The organism is Micromonospora sp. NPDC020750 (assembly GCF_044334565.1).
Lineage (GTDB): Bacteria > Actinomycetota > Actinomycetes > Mycobacteriales > Micromonosporaceae > Micromonospora.
Genome location: NZ_JBIRTH010000011.1, coordinates 1 through 20,404, shown reverse-complemented (window position 1 = coordinate 20,404; position 20,404 = coordinate 1). Strand labels below are relative to the sequence as shown.

General features: G+C 76.7%; 4 protein-coding genes. 2 read left to right on the top strand and 2 right to left on the bottom strand.

What is annotated here, in order from left to right; translation table 11 throughout:
• Positions 1-39: 39 nt before the first annotated feature.
• A complete protein-coding gene (locus ACH4T9_RS27910; RefSeq protein WP_396674161.1) occupies positions 40-15,072 on the bottom strand; it encodes an SDR family NAD(P)-dependent oxidoreductase in 15,033 nt (5,010 codons plus the stop codon).
• Positions 15,073-16,139: 1,067 nt separating this feature from the next.
• Between ACH4T9_RS27910 and ACH4T9_RS27905 the strand changes: the two genes are divergently transcribed.
• Entirely contained in the window at positions 16,140-17,186 is a 1,047-nt protein-coding gene (locus ACH4T9_RS27905) for a 3-dehydroquinate synthase family protein (RefSeq protein WP_396674170.1), read from the top strand.
• Between the two features lie 129 nt (positions 17,187-17,315).
• Here ACH4T9_RS27905 and ACH4T9_RS27900 read toward each other — a convergent pair whose 3' ends face one another.
• Positions 17,316-18,506 carry an ATP-grasp domain-containing protein gene (locus ACH4T9_RS27900; RefSeq protein WP_396674162.1) on the bottom strand — a complete coding sequence of 397 codons (1,191 nt, stop codon included), beginning with the start codon at positions 18,504-18,506 and terminating at the stop codon, positions 17,316-17,318.
• An 821-nt stretch (positions 18,507-19,327) separates the two neighbouring features.
• Between ACH4T9_RS27900 and ACH4T9_RS27895 the strand changes: the two genes are divergently transcribed.
• The coding region (locus ACH4T9_RS27895; RefSeq protein WP_396674163.1) for an AMP-binding protein at positions 19,328-20,404 on the top strand (1,077 nt) is incomplete at its 3' end.

The window sequence follows — 20,404 nt, the reverse complement described above, 5'->3', positions numbered from 1 at the left end:
CCGGCCGGTCGGCGGAACGGGCGGGCCGCCGGCCGGTCGTCAGAGTCCGAGTTCGGAGTCGATGAGGTCGAAGATCTCGTCGTCGCTGGCGCCGTCGATGTCCAGGTCGGGGCCGAGGTCTCCCCCCGGCCCGGTGCGCATGGTCCGCCACTTGGCCATCAGCACCTCCAGCCGGGAGCCGATCTGGGCGTGCAGCTCTGCCTCCAGGGTCGCCTCGGCCAGCGACCGTTCCAGGTTCTCCAGGTCGGTGAGGACCGGCGGCAGCGCCGGGCCGCTGTCCGGGACGAGCTGGGCGAGCAGGTAGCCGGCCAGAGCGGTCGGGTCGGGATAGTCGAAGATCAGCGTGGCGGGCAGCCGCAGGCCGCTCGCCTCGCCGAGCCGGTTGCGCAGCTCGACGGCGGTCAGCGAGTCGAAGCCGATCTGGCTGAACGCCCGGTCGGGGGCGACCGCCGCCCGGCTGCCGTGCCCCAGCACGCTCGCCGCCTGCTCGCGCACCAGGTCGACGAGCAGGCCGGGGCGGTCGTCGGCGGGCAGCGCCGCCAGCTCGTCGGCGAGGGTCCGGCCGCCCGTCGCCGGGGTGGCCGACCGGGCGCTGCGCCGCTCCCGCCGCACCAGCCCGCGCAGCAGGGCCGGGGGTCGGGCGACCCGCTCGGTGAGGGCGGCGACGTCGATGCGGGTCGGCACCAGCACCGGCTCGGCCGTCCGCAGCGCCGCGTCGAACAGGGCCATCCCCAGGTCCGAGGGGATGGCGAGCTGCCCGTCGCGGGCGGTGATCCGGGGGTCGGCGCGGTCCAGCTTCGCGGTCATCTCGCTGGCCTCTTCCCACAGTCCCCAGGCCAGCGACCGGCCGGGCAGTCCGGCGGCGCGGCGGGCCTGCGCGAGGGCGTCGAGGAACGCGTTGGCGGCGGCGTAGTTGCCCTGGCCGGGCACGCCGAACACCCCGGCCCCGGAGGAGAACAGCACGAACCCGGCCAGGTCGAGGTGGCGGGTGAGTTCGTGCAGGTGCCAGGCGGCGTCGAGCTTGGGCGCGAAGACGGTGTCGACGCGTTGCGGGGTGAGGGCGGTGACCACCCCGTCGTCGAGCACCCCGGCGAGGTGCACGACGGCGGTCAGTGGGTGCCGGGGCGGCACCGCGTCCAGCACCCGGGCCAGGCTGTCCCGGTCGGCCACGTCGGCGGCGGCGAGGGTGACGTCGGCGCCCAGCGCGCGCAGCTCGTCGGCCGCGTCGGCCGCACCCGGCGCGTCTGCGCCGCGCCGGCTGACCAGCAGCAGCCGCCGCGCGCCGTGGGTCTCGACGAGCCGGCGGGCGACGAGCCGGCCCAGGGTGCCGGTGCCGCCGGTGAGCAGCACGGTGCCGTCGGGGTCCCACCGGCGGGGCGTGGTGAGCACCACCTTGCCGACGTGCCGCGCCTGGCTGACGTACCGGAACGCCTCCGGCGCCTGGCGCACGTCCCAGACCTGGGTGGGCAGCGGGGCGAGCGCGCCCTGTTCGAAGAGCCCGAGCAGGTCGACGAGCATCCGCTGGAGTTCGTCGGGGTCGGACAGGGTCAGGTCGAACGCCGTGTAGTCGACGCCCGGGTGGTCGGCCGCGACCGTCTGCGGGTCGCGGATGTCGGTCTTGCCCATCTCGACGAACCGGCCGCCGCGCGGCAGCAGCCGCAGCGACGCGTCGACGAACTCGCGGGCCAGCGAGTCCAGCACCACGTCGACGCCCCGGCCGCCGGTGGCGGCGCGGAACCGGGCCTCGAAGTCGAGGGTGCGCGACGACGCCAGGTGGTCGTCGTCGAGGCCGAGCGCGCGCAGCGCGTCCCACTTGGCGGGGCTGGCGGTGGCGTACACCTCGGCGCCGAGATGGCGGGCGAGCTGCACGGCGGCCATGCCGACCCCACCGGCGGCGGCGTGCACCAGCACGGACTCGCCGGGGCGGAGCCCGGCCAGGTTCACCAGCCCGTGGTACGCGGTCAGGAACACCACCGGCACGGAGGCGGCCTGCACGTACGACCAGCCGGCCGGCATCGGGGCGAGCAGCCGGCGGTCGGTGACGGCGAGCGGCCCGAAGCAGCCGACGAACACCCCGAACACGGCGTCGCCGGGGAGCAGGTCGGTGACCTCGGCGCCCACCTCGACCACCTCGCCCGCGCCCTCGCCACCGAGCGGCCCGGCGTCACCCGGGTAGAGCCCGAGCGCGTTGAGCACGTCGCGGAAGTTCAGGCCGGCGGCGCGGACGCGGACCCGCACGTCGAGAGGGCCGAGGACGGCGTCGGCGGCGTCCGTCGGGACCAGGGTGAGGTTCTCCAGGCTGCCGCGCACCGGCGCGTCCAGCCGCCAGGCGGGCGCGGCGGGCGGGGTCAGTTCGCCCGTCGAGCCGGCGCGCGCCAGCCGGGGGACGTACCCGACGCCGCCGCGCAGCGCCGCCTGCGGCTCGCCGGCCGCGAGCACGGCGGCGAGCTGGTCGGCCCCGAGCCCGTCCCGGTCGACGTCGACGATCACCAGCCGGTCGGGGTGCTCCGACTGGGCCGAGCGGACCAAGCCCCACGCCGCGGCGGCGGCCGGATCGACCAGTTCGGCGGTGCTGTGCACGGCGACCGCTCCGTGGGTGACCAGCACCAGCCGGGCCGCCGCCCAGCGCGGCTCGGTGAGCCAGCGCCGGACCAGGTCAAGGGCCCGGACGGTGGCGTGTCGGGCCGCCTCGGGCGCGGGCGCGGCGGGTGCCGTGGACAGCGGCGCGAGGACCGCCGAGGGCAGGTCGAGGCCCGCGTCGACGGCGGCGGCGAGGGCGTCCAGCCCGGGATATCCGGCGAAGCCGTCAAGGCCGGCCCACCCGGCGAAGCCCTCGGTGCCGGCATGACCGGCGAAGCCCTCGGTGCCGGCATGACCGGCGAAGCCCTCGGTGCCGGCATGACCGGCGAAGCCCTCGGTGCCGGGGGAGCCGGCGGTGAGCGCCACGGCGGTGACCGGCGGGGCGTCGTCGGCGGGCGGCAGGGGGGTCCAGTCGAGGCGGAACAGGGCGTCCCGGGTGGCCCGGTCGTCGGTGCGGGTCAGCTCGCCGGCGGCGATCGGCCGCATCGTCAGGGCGTCCACGTCGGCGACCGGAGCGCCCGTCGGGTCGGCGACGGTCAGCGCGACGGCGTACGGGGCGACCTGGGTCAGGCGGACCCGCAGCGCGGTGGCGCCGGAGGCGTGCAGGGTGACGCCGTTCCAGGCGAACGGCAGCAGCAGCTGTCCCGCACCGGCCTCGGCGAGCCCGCCGAAGTGCGCGGCGTGCAGGGCGGCGTCGAACAGGGCCGGGTGCAGGCCGTACCGGTCGGCGTCGGCACGCTGCGCGGCGGGCAGCTCCACGTCGGCGTACACCTCGTCGCCGCTGGTCCACACGGCGCGCAGCCCCTGGAACGCCGGCCCGTACGCGTACCCGTCGGCGGCCAGCCCGGCGTAGAAGCCGGACAGGTCGACGGGGCGGGCGTGCGGCGGCGGCCACTCGGCCAGCTCCCCCGCCGCGTCCGACCCGGCGGTCCGGTCGGCGGACAGGGTGGCGCTGGCGTGCCGGGTCCACGGCGCGTCGGCCGGCCCGCCGGCGGGCCGGGAGTGCAGGGTGGCCGGGCGGCGGCCGTCGTCGTCGGCTGGGCCGAGGGCCACCTGGACCTGGGTGGCACCGTCGGCCGGCAGGGCCAGCGGGGCCTCGATGACCAGCTCGTCGAGGACGGGACAGCCGACCTCGTCGCCGGCCCGCAGGCAGAGTTCCACCAGGCCGGTGCCGGGCACCAGCACCGCGTCCAGCACCCGGTGGTCGGCCAGCCAGGGCTGGGCGGCGGCCGAGAGCCGGCCGGTGAACAGGTGCCCCTTCGCCTCGGCCAGCGCCACGGACGCGCCGAGCAGCGGGTGCCCGGCGGCGTCCAGGCCGGCCGCGCCGACGTCGCCGGGGCCGGCGCTCGGCCGGGGCCAGTAGCGGCGGTGGGCGAACGCGTACGTGGGCAGGTCGACGTGCCGGCCGCCGGCCAGGGCGGGCTGCCAGTCCACACCGACGCCGCGCACGTGGAGCTGGGCCACCGAGAGCAGGAACCGGCCCCGGTCGCCCTGGTCGCGCTGCACCGAGCCGACCACCAGGGCTGGGCCGTCGCCGTCGGCGAGGGTCTCGGAGATGCCCACGGTGAGCACCGGGTGGGGGCTGCACTCGACGTACGTGTCGTGGCCCTGGGCGGCCAGCTCCAGCACCGCCCGGTGCAGCTCGACCGGCTGGCGCAGGTTGCGGTACCAGTAGTCGGGGCCCATCTCCTCGCCGTCGAGCCAGCGCAGGTCGGTGGTGGAGAACAGCGGCACGGCGGCCGGGCCGGGGGCGATGCCGGCCAGCAGCTCGGCCAGCTCGTCGCGGATCCGCTCCACCTGGGCGGAGTGGGAGGCGTAGTCCACGGCGATCCGGCGGACCCGGGCCTGCTCGGCGGCCAGTTCCGCGAGGAGCCCCTCCACGGCGGCCTCCTCGCCGGAGACCACCACGGCGGCCGGGCCGTTGACGGCGGCCACCGCCACCCGGTCGCCGTACCGGGCGGTCCGCTCGCGGACCACGTCGGCGGGCAGCGCCACGGAGGCCATTGCCCCGTGCCCGGCCAGGGCCCGGATCGCGCGGCTGCGCAGCGCCACCACCCGGGCGGCGTCGGGCAGCGAGAGCACCCCGGCGACGCAGGCGGCGGCGATCTCGCCCTGCGAGTGGCCGACCACGGCGTCGGGTCGCACGCCGTACGAGCGCCACAGCTCGGCCAGCGACACCATCATCGCGAACAGGGCCGGCTGCACCACGTCGACCTGGTCGAGGCTCGGCGCGCCCGGGGCCTGGCGCAGCACGTCCAGCAGCGACCAGTTCAGGTACGGCCGCAGCGCGGCGTCGCAGGCGGCCATCCGCTCGGCGAACACGGGGGCCTGGTCGAGCAGCTCCAGCCCCATGCCGAGCCACTGGGAGCCCTGGCCGGGGAAGACGAAGACAACCCTGCCGGTGGTCCCGGCCTCGCCGCGGACCAGTTCGGGGGCGGGCCGGCCGTCGGCGAGCGCGTCGAGGGCGGCGGCGATCCGGTCCGGGTCCCCGCCGACGAGCACCGCCCGGGAGTCGAACGCGGCCCGGGTGGTGGCCAGCGACCAGGCCACGTCGAGCGGGCGCTGGTCGGGCCGTCCGGCCAGGTGGTCCCGCAGCCGCCGGGCCTGCCCGGCCAGCGCCTCGGGGGTACGCGCGGACAGCAGCCACGGCAGCGCCCCGGGATCCCCGGTCAGGTCGGCGGTGGACTCCGACGCCCCGACCGGCTCCGGCGCGGGCACGGCCTCGACGACGACGTGGGCGTTGGTGCCGCTGATGCCGAACGAGGACACCCCGGCCCGGGCGGGCCGGTCGGCGCGGGGCCACGGGCGGGCCTCGGTGAGCAGCTGCACCGACCCGGAGTCCCAGTCGACGCGGGACGTGCGCCGCTCGGCGTGCAGGGTGCGGGGCAGCCGCCCGTGGCGCATGGCGAGGACCATCTTGAGCACCCCGGCGACGCCGGCCGCGGCCTGGGTGTGGCCGAGGTTGGACTTGACGGAGCCGAGCAGCAGCGGCGGGGCGTCGGCGGGACGCTGGCCGTACGTGGCGAGGATCGCCTCGGCCTCGATCGGGTCGCCGAGCGCGGTGCCGGTGCCGTGCGCCTCGACGGCGTCCACGTCGGCGGGGGTGAGCCCGGCGGCGCCCAGCGCGGCCCGGATCACCCGTTCCTGGGACGGCCCGTTCGGGGCGGTCAGCCCGTTGGACGCGCCGTCCTGATTGACCGCGGTGCCGCGGACCAGCGCGAGGACGGGGTGGCCCCGGCGGCGGGCGTCGGACAGGCGCTCCACCACCAGCACCCCGACGCCCTCGGACATGCCGAACCCGTCGGCGTCCTCGGCGAACGGCTTGCACCGGCCGTCGGCGGCGAGGCCGCGCTGGCGGCTGAACCCGGTCAGCCCGGCCGGGCTGGACAGCACCGACACGCCACCGGCCAGGGCCAGGTCGCAGTCGCCCTGGCGCAGTGCCTGGGCGGCCAGGTGCAACGCCACCAGGGACGCCGAGCAGGCCGTGTCGACGGTGACCGCCGGTCCCTCCAGCCCGAGGGAGTACGCGACCCGGCCGGACAGCACGCTGCCGGCGGTGCCGGTGAGCAGGTGGCCCTCGTCGGCGATGGTCTCCCCGTCGTCGGCGACGGCGCCCGGGGCGATCTGGTCGGCGTAGTCCTGGCCGTGGGTGCCGGCGAACACGCCGGTGCGGCTGCCGCGCAGCGTCCCCGGGTCGATGCCGGCGCCCTCCAGCGCCTCCCAGGAGGTCTCCAGCAGCAGCCGGTGCTGCGGGTCCATGGCCAGGGCCTCGCGGGGGCTGATGCCGAAGAACGCGGCGTCGAAGTCGGCGATGCCGGTGAGGAATCCGCCGGAGCGCACGTACGTCCGCCCGGGGGTGCCGTGGACGGGGTCGTACAGGTCGGGCCAGCCCCGGTCGGTGGGCAGGTCGCCGATGACGTCGCCGCCGCCGTCGAGCAGCCGCCACAGCTCGTCCGGTGAGCCGATGCCGCCGGGGAACCGGCAGGCCATGGCGACGATCGCGACGGGTTCGTCGAGGGCGACGGTGCTCGCGTCGGCGACCTCGGTGGCGGCGGTGCCGAGCAGCCGGGCGTGCAGGTGCGCGGCGAGCAGCTCCGGGGTGGGGTGGTTGAACACGGCGTGCGGGGCGAGCCGGACGCCGGTGACGGCGGAGAGCCGGTTGCTCAGCTCCACGGCCATCAGCGAGTCGAAGCCGAGTTCCTTGAACGGGCGGCGCGGTTCGACCTGCTCCGGGCCGGCGTGCCCGACGACGGTGGCGCTGCGGGCGCGGACCAGAGCCAGCAGCAGCGCGGCCCGCTCCGGCTCGCCGAGCCCGGCCAGCCGGTCGGCGAACCCGGCGGCGGACGCGGGGGCGGGGTCGGCGTTGACGGCCCGGCGGCGGAGCGGCGGGGGCAGCAGCGCCCGCAGCAGGGCGGGCACCTCCCCGGAGGCCCGGACGGCGGCCAGGTCCAGCCCGATCGGCACCAGCGCGGGCCGGTCGGAGTGCAGGGCGGCGTCGAACAGGGCCAGTCCGGCGGCGGTGTCCAGGGGGCGGGTGCCGCCCCGGGCGAGGCGGGCCAGGTCGGCGGGGGTGAGCCGGCCGGCCATCCCGGCCTCCTCGGCCCACAGGCCCCAGGCCAGGGCGGTGGCGGGCAGGCCGTGGGCGCGGCGGTGCCCGGCGAGCGCGTCGAGGAACGCGTTGCCGGCGGCGTAGTTGCCCTGGCCGGGGCTGCCGAAGGTGGCCGACGCCGAGGAGAACAGCACGAACGCGGCCAGGTCGAGGCCGGCGGTCAACTCGTGCAGGTGCCACGCGCCGTGCACCTTGGACCGCAGAACCCGCTCCCAGCGGGCCGCGTCGAGGCCGGTGAGCAGGGCGTCGTCGGTGACCCCGGCGGCGTGCACGACGGCCACGAGGCGGTCGGCGAGCGGGGCGACCACCTCGGCGAGCTCGGCTCGGTCGGCGACGTCGGCGGCGACCACCCGGACGGTCACCCCGGCGTCGGTGAGCGCGGTCATCCAGTCGGCGTACCGGCCGGCGCGGCTGAGCAGCACCAGCTCGGTGACGCCGTGCGCGGTGGCGAGGTGGGTGGCGACGTGCCGGCCGACGCCGCCGGTGCCGCCGGTGACGAGCACGGTGCCACCGGCCAGCGCCGGCAGGGGCCCGGCGGCGGGGTGCTCGACGGGGCGGAGCCGGGGCAGCAGGGCCCGGCCGTCGCGGACGGCCACCTCGGGCTCGTCGGGGCCGGCGGACAGGGCCACCCGGACGGCCGCGTCGTCGCCCGCGTCGAGGCTGAGCAGCAGGAACCGGTCGGGATGCTCGGCCTGGGCGACCCGGACCAGCCCGGCGACCGGGGCGTGCACCGGGTCGCCGTCGCGCACGGCGAGGGCGAGCCGGGTGGTCTCGGCGCGCGGGTCGTCCAGCCAGCGCCGCAGCACGGCGAGGGTGTCGAGGCCGACGGCGTGCGCCCGGTCGGGCACCGGCCGTCCCGGGTCGCCGTCGCCGACCCGCAGCACCAGCACCGGCGGCAGCGGCCCGTCCGGAGGGCTGCCATCGGCGAGGGTCCAGGCGGGCACCGGAGTCGCCGGGGCGGCGGCGGGCAACCGGTCGACGGCGTACAGGCCGGCGGGGGCGGCCGGCGGGGGCGGGCCGTCGGCGGGCGGCGGCGTCACGACGCGCAGCACCACCCGGTCGACGTCGAGCACCGACGCCCCGGAGTCGTCGACGGCACTGAGGGTGACCGCGTCCGCCCCGGCGGGGGCGAGGCAGACCCGCAGCGCGTGGGCTCCGGTGGCGCGCAGGCGCACCCCGGCCCAGTCGACGGCCATCGGCCGAGCGGCGGGACCGGCGGCCCCCGCGCCCGCGTCGGCTCCGGCGTCCGCTCCGGCGGTGGCGAAGTCGGCGAGCGGGAGCAGCCGCAGGGCCGCGTCCAGCACCAGCGGGTGCACGCCGTACCGGTCGGCGTCGGAGTCCCGGGCGTCCTCGGGCAGGCGTACGTCGACGAAGAGCCGGTCGGCGGCGACCCACGCGCCCCGGGCCAGCTCGCCGGCGAGTGCCCGGTGCTCCGGGGCGTCCAGGTCCACGGGGCGGGCACCGGTGGGCGGCCACGCCGGTACGGCGGTGACCGGGCCGGCGGCGGGGTCCGCCGGGGCGAGCACCGCCTCGGCGACCTCCCGCCACGGCTGGCCGTCGGCGGCCCGTACGTGGCAGCGTGCCACCCGACGCAGGTGCTCGTCCGGCCCCGCGACGATGACCTGCACGTCGACGGTCAGCTCGGCGGGCAGCGGCACCGGCTCGGGGATCCGCAGCCGCGCCACGGTGGGCAGGTCGAGGAGTTCGCCGAGGTGGGTGAGCAGGTCCAGCAGGGCGGTGGCGGGCAGCAGCGGTACGCCGTCGGCGGGCGCGGCCAGCCACGGGTGGGTGGCCGCGGCGATCCGGCCGGTGCAGACGACCTGCCCGGTGCCGGCGACCGGCAGCACCGTGCCGAGCAGCGGGTGCCCTGCGTCGGTCAGCCCGACGTCGGCCGGGCCGCCGGCCACCGCCGAGTAGGGCAGCCAGTAGTGCCGGCGCTGGAAGGCGTACGTGGGCAGCTCGACCCGGCGGTGCGGGCCGGGGCCGGCGAGGGCGGCCAGGTCCACGGCGGCGCCGCGCACGTGCAGCCGCGCCACGGCGGCCAGCAGCGCGTCCGGCTCGTCGTCGACGGTCCGCACGGCGGGGACGAAGGCCAGCTCGTCGGCGTCGGCGGCGAGGCAGTCCTGGGCCATGGCGGTGAGCACGCCGCCGGGCCCGACCTCCAGGAACGTGCTGATCCCCTGCCGGTGCAGGGCGCGCATCCCGTCGAGGAAGCGGACGGTGCCGCGCACGTGCGCCACCCAGTAGTCGGGCGAGCAGAGCCGGGCCGGGTCGACCGGCCCGCCGGTCAGATTGGACACCACCGGCAGGTGCGGGGTGCGGTAGGTGAGGCCGGCGGCCACCGCGCGGAACGCGTCGAGCATCGGCTCCATGCGCGGCGAGTGGAACGCGTGCGACACCCGCAGCCGGCTGGTCCGCCGGCCGGCGGCGCGCAGGGTGGCCGCGACGGCCAGCACGGCGTCGGCGTCACCGGAGAGGACCACGCTGGTCGGCCCGTTGACGGCGGCCAGCCCGACCCGGTCGGTGAGGTGGGGGGCCACCTCGGCCTCCCCGGCCTCGACGGCGACCATCGCGCCCCCGTCGGGGAGCTGCTGCATCAGCCGGGCCCGGGCGGCGACCAGCGCCGCCGCGTCGGCGAGGGAGAACACCCCGGCCACGTGCGCGGCGGTCAGCTCGCCGACGGAGTGGCCGAGCACCGCGTCGGGGCGCACGCCCCAGGACTCCAGCAGCCGGTACAGCGCCACCTCGAACGCGAACAGGGCCGGCTGGGTGTACAGGGTCTGGTCGAGCAGGCCGGCCAGTTCCCCGCCGGCCTCGGCGAGGGTGACGTCCGCGACGGGGTGCGGGGCGTGGCCGGCGAGGGCGCGGTCGAGTTCGGCGCAGGCCGCGTCGAACGCGTCGGCGAAGACCGGGTACGTCGCGCGCAGTCCCCGGCCCATGCCGGGGCGCTGGCCGCCCTGCCCGCCGAAGAGCAGTCCGAGCTGGCCGTCGACTACCCGGCCGGTCAGCACGCCGACGGTGTCGGGGTCCGCGTCGCCCCGGGTCAGCGCGGTCAGCCCGGACCGGGTGGCCGCCGGGTCGCCGGCCAGCACCACGGCCCGGTGCTCCAGGGCGGCACGGGTGGTGGCCAGGGCGTGCCCGACGTCGGCCGGGTCGGCGTCCGCGCCGGGGCCGTCGAGCCAGCCCAGCAGCCGGGCCGCCTGGTCGCGCAGGGCCTCGCCGGTGGCCCCGGAGAGCAGCCACGGCACCGGCCCGCGGCGGTCCCCGGCGCCGCTCGGCGCGGGCTCCCCGGCCCGGTGCGCGACGGACGAGGGCTCCCCGGTCGAGCACGCGGCGGGCGCGGGCTCCCCGGCCGAGCGGCCGGCGGGCGTGGGCTCCGGGTCGGCGGGGGGCGCCTCGACGATGACGTGGGCGTTGGTGCCGCTGATGCCGAACGAGGAGATGCCGGCCCGCCGGGGCCGGTCCACCGCCGGCCAGGGGCGGGCCTCGGTGAGCAGCTCGACCGCGCCGGCGGACCAGTCCACCTCGGACGTCGGGGCGTCCACGTGCAGGGTGGCCGGCAGTGTCCCGTGCCGCATGGCCAGCACCATCTTGATCACCCCGGCTGCGCCGGCGGCGGCCTGGGTGTGGCCGAGGTTGGACTTCAGCGAGCCCAGCCGCAGCGGACCGGCGTTGCCCCGGCCCGCGCCGTACGTGGCGAGCAGCGCCTGCGCCTCGATCGGGTCGCCGAGTCGGGTGCCGGTGCCGTGCGCCTCGACGGCGTCCACGTCGGCGGCGGTGAGCCCGGCGGCGGCCAGCGCCCGGCGGATCACCCGCTCCTGGGCGGGCCCGTTGGGGGCGGTGAGCCCGTTGGACGCGCCGTCGGAGTTGATCGCGCTGCCGCGCAGCACGGCGAGGACGGGGTGCCCGTTGCGGCGGGCGTCGGAGAGGCGTTCCAGCAGCAGCACGGCGACGCCCTCGGACCAGCCGGTGCCGTCGGCGCCCTCGGCGAACGCCTTGCACCGGCCGTCGGGGGCGAGCCCGCGCTGCCGGCTGAACTCGACGAACGCCTGCGGGGTGCCCATCACCGCCACGCCGCCGGCCACCGCGAGGGTGCAGTCCCCGGCGCGCAGCGCCTGAGCGGCCAGGTGCAGCGACACCAGCGACGACGAGCAGGCCGTGTCGACGGTGACGGCGGGGCCCTCCAGCCCGAGCGCGTACGCGACCCGACCGGTGACCACGCTGCCGGCGGTGCCGACGCCGAGGTACCCCTCGGTGCCGGGTGGGGCCTGGCGCAGGTTGGCGGCGTAGTCGTGATGCATGACGCCGGCGAAGACGCCGGTGGCACTGCCGCGCAGCGAGGTGGGGTCGATACCGGCCCGCTCGAACAGCTCCCAGGAGGTCTCCAGCAGCAGCCGCTGCTGCGGGTCCATCGCCAGCGCCTCGCGGGGGCTGATCGCGAACAGGGCGGCGTCGAAGTCCGCCGCGTCGGGCAGGAACCCGCCGACCCGCACGTACGAGGTGCCGGGCTGGTCGGGGTCGTCGGAGAACAGGTGGGCGAGGTCCCAGCCCCGTTCGGCGGGGAACCCGGTGAGCCCCTCCCGGCCCTGGGCGACGAGGTCCCACAGCTCCTCGGGGGAGGCGACCCCGCCGGGCAGCCGGCAGGCCATTGCGACGACGACCACCGGGTCGTCCGACGGGGCCCCGCCGGCCGGTCCGCCCGGGGCGGCGGCTGCCGGGGTGGCGCCGCGCAGCCGGGCGGCGAGGTGCCGGGCGAGGGCGTCCGGGCTCGGGTGGTCGAAGGCTGCGGTGGCGGAGAGCCGTACCCCGGTGGCGCGGGCCAGCCGGTCGCGCAGCGCGACCGCGCCGACGGAGGTGAAGCCGAGTTCCTTGAAGGCCCGACCCGGGCGGACCGCGCCCGGACCGGGCAGGCCGGCGACCTCGGCGGTGGCGGCGCGGACCAGGCCGAGCAGGAGCCGGTCGCCCTCCACGGTGGCCAGCGCGGTTACCCGGCGGCGCAGCTCGGCGGCGTCCCGCTCGTCGGCCGGGTCGGTCCCGGCGGGGCCCCGCCAGGCGGGGTGCGCGGCGGCGGCCGGGTGGGCGAGCAGGACGAGGTCGTCGCCGTCGTGCGCGACGTCGAACGCGGCGAGGTCGATCCGGGCGGTGGCGCTGGCCGCGCGGTCCTGGTCGGCCGCCGTGCCGACCATCCGGGCGGGCAGGCCGGCCGCGCGGCGGCGGGCGACCAGGGTGTGCAGGGCGCCGACGGCAGCCGCCGCCCGCTCCCGGTCGGCTCCGCCGAGCAGCGGGGCCGCCGGGACGAGGACGGTGAACGCGGTGACGGCGGCGTGCCGGGCGTGGGCGTCCAGCGCCTCGGCGAGGGCGACCAGCCGCGCGGTTCCGGCGGGGTCCGCGAGGTCGGCGTCGGACGGGCAGAGGAAGACCGCGCCGACCGGCTCGTCGCCGGCGGGGGGCGCGGCGGCGTCGGCCCGGTGCCGGCCGGCGCCGGAGCGGCGCTGCACGGTGACCGTCGCGCCGGCCGCGGTCAGCTCCGCGACCAGCTCGACCAGGGCGGCGTCGTCCGGGGAGCCGGCGGGCAGCAGCACCAGCCGGCCGGCGCCGTACGCGCCGACCAGGTGCCGGGCCAGCGCCGCACCGGTCGGGGTGTCGGCCCCGGCGACCAGGGCCGGGGCTGCCGGGTCGACGACCCGCGCCGGCCGCGCGGGGATCCGCACGGGGGCCGGCCCGAGGACCGGGTGCCGGGCCGCGCCGGCGCGCAGCGCCACCTGCGCGGCGCCGGCGTCCACGGCGGCGGGCAGCAGGGCCAGCGAGTGGGCGTCGGCGTCGACCAGCACGACCCGGCCCGGGTACGCGGCCTGGAGGCAGCGGCCCACCGCCCAGGCGACGGCGGCGGCCGGGACGAGGTCCGGGTCGTCGGCCAGCTCCGGGGTGGACGCGTCCACTGCTCCGGTGGTCAGCAGCACCAGCCGGGCGGTGGCGGACCGGTCGTCGTCGAGCCGGTCGCGCAGCCGGTCGGCGAGGCCCAGCACGGCGCCGGGGTCGGCGAGGTCCACCGGGGCGGCGTCGGCGAGCAGCAGCGTCACGTCCGGCACGTCCGGGTCCCGGCGCAGGGCGGCGAGGTCGGGGTACGCGGCGAACCGGTCCCCCGCCGACGCCGCACGCAGCGGCTCGACCAGCGCCTCGCCGCCCGTGCCGACGACCGCCCAACGGCGTGCCGGCGCGGGGCCGGCCGGGTCCGCAGCCGGGTCCACCGTCGCGGCGGAAGCGGCCGGCGGCACGGCGGTCAGGTCCAGCGGTCGCCAGGTCACGGTGCTCAGCGGGTCGTGGTGGCTGCCGTTGACGGCGCGCAGCCGGGCCGGCCGGTCCAGCAGCAGCCGCCGGGTGACCTTCCCGGAGGCGGTGCGCGGCACCTGGCCGATCTCGTACAGCTCGTCGGGCACCTTGTAGTAGGAGAGCCGCTCCCGGCAGGCCGCGTACCCGGCGGCGGGGTCGAAGCCCTCCGGCCCGGGGACGACGAACGCCACCGGCACCTCGCCGAGCACCTCGTGCGGCCGGCCGGTGACGGCCACGTCGGCGACGCCGGGCACCGAGCGCAGCGCCTCCTCCACCTCCGACGGGTGGATCTTCTCCCCGCCCCGGATGATCAGCTCCTGGTGCCGACCGGTGACGAACAGGTTGCCGTCGACGTCCCGGCGGGCCAGGTCACCGGTGCGGTACCAGCCGTCGCGCAGCGCGGCGGCGGTCACGTCGGGCAGGCCGTGGTACCCGAGCATCACGCTCGGCCCGCGTACCCACACCTCGCCCTCGGCGTCGACCGGGACGTCCACTCCGGTCTGCGGGCTGACCAGGCGCACCTCGACGCCGGGCACGGGCTGCCCGCAGGAGCCCTCGACCCGGGGCGAGTCCGGCCGGGTGATGGCGATCGAACCGCAGGTCTCGGTGCTGCCGTACGCGTCGAGCAGCGGCGCGTCGAACACCTCGTCGAACGCCCGGCGCAGCGCGCCCGTGGTGATCGCCCCGCCCACCAGGCACATCCGCAGGGCCGGGGCCCGGAAACCGGTGCCCCGGGCGGCGGCGACCAGGTGGTGGTACATGGCCGGCACCCCGGCCAGCACGGTCGCCGTGTCGGAGTCGACGGCGCGCAGCACGTCGTCGGCGGAGAACCCGTCGATGAGCCGGGCGGTGGCCCCGACGGCGGTCACGCTCAGCACGCAGCCGATGTGGGAGAGGCTGTGGAACAGCGGCAGCGGCCACACCACCCGGTCGTCGGGGGTCAGGCCGGGGATCGGCACGTAGCAGGAGGCGACCGACCACAGGCAGGTGCGCTGGGTGGACAGCACGCCCTTGGGCCGGCCGGTGGTGCCGGAGGTGTAGAGCATCCAGGCGACCTCGTCGAGGCCCAGGTCGTCCCGGGCGTCGACGGCGGGCTCGGCGTCGACCAGGTCCCGCCAGGCGGCGACGCCGTCGGGCGCCGGGTCGTCCCCGATGACCCAGACCCGCAGGTCGGGGCGGTCCGCGCGCAGCCGTACGAGCTGGTCGAGGTGCTCCGGGCCGACGACCACCAGCACCGCGCCGGAGTCGTCGAGCAGGTGGGCCAGCTCGGCGTCGGTACTGCGCGGGTTCAGCGGTACGCCCACCGCGGCGGCCCGGGTGACGGCGAGCCACGTCTCCACCGTCTCCACCCGGTTGCCGAGGCAGAAGGCCACCCGCTCGCCGCGCCCGACCCCGGCCGCCGCCAGGTGCCCGGCGAGCCGACGGGTCCGCGCCTCCAGGTCGGCGTACCCGACCGCGCGGCGGTCGTCACGGAAGGCGACCTTGTCCCCGAACCTGTCGGCGTGGGCCCTCAGCAGATCGGGCAACGGCTGGACCAGGTCGCTCCGAAGCATGTCACCACATTCCGTCCGTCGGCGAGACTCCTCGTCCGCGGCGTAGACCTCGCTCGCCGTAACGGCCCAAGTCTTCCGAGCACCCTGCCGACGACCTACCCCTGTCGCCCCCTAAGTCGTCCCCAGTTCCAGGGCCGATCCGCTGGCGGGACGCGCCGCAGACCGATGATGGGGCGACCCCCGCAGACCGTCGTGCCCGTGCTCCGTCAGTCGAGGTGCCGTCGTTGGAACGCTCGTGGTTGTTCACCCACCTGGCCGTGCCGGCCGGCGGGTGCCCGGACGCGCGGACGTCCGAGCTGCTCGGGACGGTGGTCGCCGAACTGGTCGCCGCCGCCCGCCGGGCCGACCCGCGGGCGGACTGGTTCTTCGACCGGGTCGACGCTCCGGCCGGGCCGCGGCTGAGCCTCGGCTTCCACACGACCGGCGCCGGGCTCGACGAGGTACGGCGGCGGCTGCCGGCGGCCGACCGGGACGCCTGCCGCGCCGACCCGTACGCGGTGCGCGACGCCGCCCGGGGCGGCCCGCTAGCGCACGCGGGCAGCGACCTGGCCCTGGCCCTGCTCGGCGGGGACGCCCCCTGGCTGGCCGGGGTCGAGTTGCCGCTGGCCGTGGCGCACCTGCGGCACCTGACCGGGCTGGTGCCGGCGGCCGACCGGCTGACCTTCCTGTTCCTGCACTGGCAGGACCGTGGCCGGCTGCTCACCGGCACGCAGCGGCGGGACCTGGCCGCGCAGGCGGACGCCGGGGCGGAGAAGATCGCCCTGACGGCCGGTGACCTGCCGCTGACCGGGGAGGTGGCCGCCGCCTGGCGGCAGTACCTGGACCGGGTGACGGCCGTGGTCGACCGGGACCATCCGGTGACGCCGCCCGGCTTCCTGCTGGCGCACCACGCCCAGCTCACCCACGAGCGGTGGGGCATCGGGCCGGACGTCGACGCGCTGGCCGCGCTGGCGCTGCGGCTGTCGATGGTCCGGGAACGCCCGTTGGCCGGCACGGTTGTGGCGACGCCGCCGACGCCCGCCCCCCGTTCGCCCCGCCCGCCGGCCCCCAGAGGAGACAGCAGCCGCATGCGCCCGACCCACACCGGCCGTCCCGCTCCCGACGCCGCCGCGCCGACCCGGATCAACGTGCCGCTCGGCGAACGCGCGTACCCGGTGCTGATCGGCCCCGGGGTGCGCCACCGGCTGCCGGCGGAGGTGGCGCGGATCGGCGCGCGGCGGGTCGTGGTGGTCTCGGCCCGGCCGGCGCAGTGGACGCCCGACCCGGGCGTGCCGCACCGCGTGGTGCCGGCCCGCGACGGCGAGCACGACAAGAACCTGGCCACGGTGGAGCAGCTCTGCCGGGCGTTCGCCGAGTTCGGGCTGACCCGCGCCGACGCGGTGGTGTCCTGCGGCGGCGGCACCACCACGGACGTGGTCGGGCTGGCCGCCGGCCTCTACCACCGGGGGATCGCGGTGATCCACCTGCCGACCTCGCTGCTCGCCCAGGTGGACGCCAGCGTCGGCGGGAAGACGGCGGTGAACCTGCCGGAGGGCAAGAACCTGGTCGGGGTGTACTGGCAGCCGCGCGCCGTGCTCTGCGACACCGAGCACCTGACGACGCTGCCGGAGCGGGAACTGCGCAACGGCTACGGTGAGATCGCCCGGGCCCACTTCATCGGCGCGGGCGAGCTGCGCGACCGGCCCGTGGCCGAGCAGATCGCCGCCTGTGTGGCGCTGAAGGCCCGGGTGGTGGCCGCCGACGAGCGCGACGCCGGGCTGCGGCACATCCTCAACTACGGCCACACCCTCGGGCACGCGCTGGAGCGGGCCACCGACTTCGCGCTGCGGCACGGCGAGGCGGTCGGCGTCGGCACGGTCTTCGCGGGCCGGCTGGCCGGCGTCCTCGGCCGGATCGGGGCCGACCGGGTGGCCGAGCACCACGACGTGGTGGCCGGCTACGGCCTCGACACCGCGCTGCCGGCCGGGGTCGACCACGACGAGCTGATCGCGCTGATGCGGCGGGACAAGAAGGCCACCGACGGCCTGTCCCTCGTCCTGGACGGGCCGGCCGGCCCCGACCTGGTCGCCGACGTCCCGGAACCGGCCGTCCGCGCCGCCCTCGCCGGGATGTAGCGCACCGGCACCCTTTCTGTCGTCGCCTGCGGGTGCGTTGTTGTCGCCCGGGCAGCGACAACCACACCCGCAGGCGCACACCCCCGCCGTCGCCGGTCCACCGGCGCGGCCCGGTGCGGGGGTGATCCGTCAGCTGTTCAGCGCTCGTTGGACCTGCGCGATCAGCACGCCGCAGGCGTACCGGTCCGAGGCGCCGACCATGCCGACGATGGTCGCCGGGTGCGGGCCGTTGTCCGTCTCCGCCGGGTCGTAGTGCATGAACACGACGAGCTGCCCACGATCGATGAACGGGGCGAGGATCGGCTCGGCGTCGACACCGGGCGCGAGGGAGAAGAACGTCGTGATGGCACACGGATGCTGGCGCAGCAACGAGCTGCGGTGCAGCAGCGACGAGGTGGCTCCGCTGACCCGAAAGTTCGGGTCGATGATCCGCAGTTCGTCGTTCCGGCTGATCCCTGCGTCGAACGAGCAGTACCCCCGGTACCCGAGAGCACTGGCCTTTCGGACCCCTGTGGTCAGCGCTTCGATCAGCTCCGCCGGCGGTTGGTCGTCGTCCATCACACAACCGACCCACGTCGAGGTGGGCTGCGGCAGGTGCACGGACGCACCGAAGTATTCCACCGATCCGCTCTCGGTCACGCCGAACTGGAGTCCCCAGACTGTCCGGAAGGGGACCTCCTCCTCGACGATCCACTGATCGCTCACCTGCTCCAGTTGGTTGAACAGTGACCGGTTGAGCCGGTCGCGCAACCGTCTGGTGAAGATCGCGATCCCGCTGTACACCTCGGCACCGGCCGGTTTGATGACCGCCGGCCGGCGGTCCTGCTGCACGATCCGTCGCACCTCCGCGGGGGTGGCGACCTGCCGGCGGGGCAGGTACTCCGGTGCGACCAGGCTCTCCAGGACGGTCTTGTTGTTGAGTCGGGCCAGCAGGTCCGGCGAGACCCGGGCCGGCGCGGCCCGCAGCTGTGGGTCGTGCGGGGGGAACTGGAACTCCAGCAGCTCGCCCCGCTCGGCGGCTTCCCGGGCGAGCTGTACCGCCTGCTCGCTGTTGCGGAATTCACGCAGGTCGCTCGGCGTCTTGAGACCGCTCCGGCTGAGCAGCCGTAGCGACTTGTCCGCGCAGGCGCCGGCGCTGGCGATGGCCGCCGCCTGGTGCGGAAGGGTGAGGTGAAGGCCAGTGATCATGTCCAGCCCGTTGTCCAAGCCGGCGCCCGCGCCGGCCAGATAACGGCTGCTGGCAGTCGTCACCGGACTTGGTGGCCGGGCCAGGACCACCCCGTCGTGAGCGAACACCTGTACCTGGATAGGCGTATACATTGAATCTCCTGACATGCCGGCCCATGGAGGGCCTCGGGATGGCACGAAGCCTGGGAGCACCGCCGCCACGATCATGCGGAGAACGCGGGCGAACGGGTGGCGTCCCGGTTCTGATGAAGGCCGCTCGGCCGCGAGAGTCGGGCGTGCCGCGTGCACCGAAAACAGCGCGGTTCCAGGCTGGACCGACCAGGTCGCGGCTGGCTTTTGGTCAGCGCTGCGTTGGCGCGGTGCACACCAACAGCCGGTGTGTGATTAACCAGTCACCGACCGCGTGATCGTCGAGTGCTGATCTGGGGTGCGCAGTCAGCTTACTTTGCACATTTTTGAGCTGAAGGGTCGTCGGCCCGACGCAGACTCCCTAGGGGGTCGACGTGTGAATCTAGGGGTGTACGACGCTCCACCGGGCTTCGTAGGGTCGGGCCCCGTCGGGTCGTCGTTCCCCTCCACCGCACCGGAGTGGGACGCACGTGGGTGCGCGGCGCCCGAGTGGAACGGGAGGTGCCGCACCGCCGACACGACGGGGCCCGCCGCGAAGAGGCCCCGGTCGGCCACCCGGACGGGTGGTGGCGGCGTTCGACGCCGCGCGGCATTCATCGCGCCACATCGTGCCGTCCGCCAAACGGAACATCGGCTGACCGGCCGCTCCGGCCACGCGCCTCCCGGTCACCCCTTTCGATCGGAGGTTGATCATGTCTGTCGGGTCCGCTGGTGCTCAGTCCGTGGGCGCTGCGATTGACATCGGACCGGCCGGATCAGCCGAAGGTCTTGACCTGGTCGGGGATCTACGGCGGCCGTTGGTGTGGCCGGCTCGGGCGGCGTCGGTGGCGCGGACGCTGGAGTTGCCCGACCTGGCGGGTGTGGGGCCGGTTGGTGTGGTGGTGGTGGCGGGCCTGGTTGGGGTGTTGGCCCGGTATACGGGTCAGGAGGAGGTGGCGCTGGGTCTGCCGGGTGGCGGGTTGGTGCGGGTGGGTGTGGCGGGTGATCCGGGGTTCCCCGAGTTGGTGTCTCGGGTGGGTGCGGCGTGGGCCGCGCCGGTGGCGGGTCCGGTGGCGTGGGGTGCGCCGGTGGCGGGTGCGGGTGTGGTGGGTCCGGTGGTGGTGGGCTTGGTGGATGGTCCGGTGGCTGAGGTGGGGCCGGCGGTGGTGGATGTTGATGTGGTGGTGACCGTGGCCTTGGATGGCTCCGGGCTGCGGGTGGATTATGCGGTGGAGGGGTTTTCGGCGGAGTGGGTGCGGGGCCTGGTGGATCAGGTTGTGTTGTTGGCCGGGGCGGGTGTGCGGGAGCCGGGTGTTCCGCTGTCTCGGTTGCCGTTGTTGGGTGTGGTCGAGCGGGAGCGGCTACTCGCGTGGGGTCGGGGTCCGGTGCGTCCGGTGCCGAACGAGCCGATCCACGAACTGGTGTTGGAGTGGGCACGCCGCACGCCGGACGCGGTCGCGGGTGTCGCCGACGGCGAGGTGCTGACGTACGGGGAACTGGCACGCCGGTCGGGGGTGCTGGCCCGCTACCTGCGGTCAGCCGGTGTCGGTGTCGGTGATGTGGTGTCACTGGCGTTGGACCGCAGCATGTGGACCCTGGTCGCCACCCTGGCCGTGTTGCGGGCCGGCGCGGCTTACACGCCGATGGACGTGTCGTGGCCGGCCGAGCGGATGCGGATGCTCCTCGCCGACCACGGCGCGCGGGTGGTGTTGACCGTCGGTGAGGTCGCCCCCCGCATCCCCGCACCTGACAGCGTCCGAGTCGTCGCACTCGACAACGACTGGCCGACCGTGGAGGCCTGCGAACCGGTCGGCCTGCCGGTGGTGGACGCCACGGCGGCGGCGTTCGTCATCTACACGTCAGGATCGACCGGCACCCCCAAAGGCGTCGTCCTGTCACACGACAACCTGACGAACTTCCTC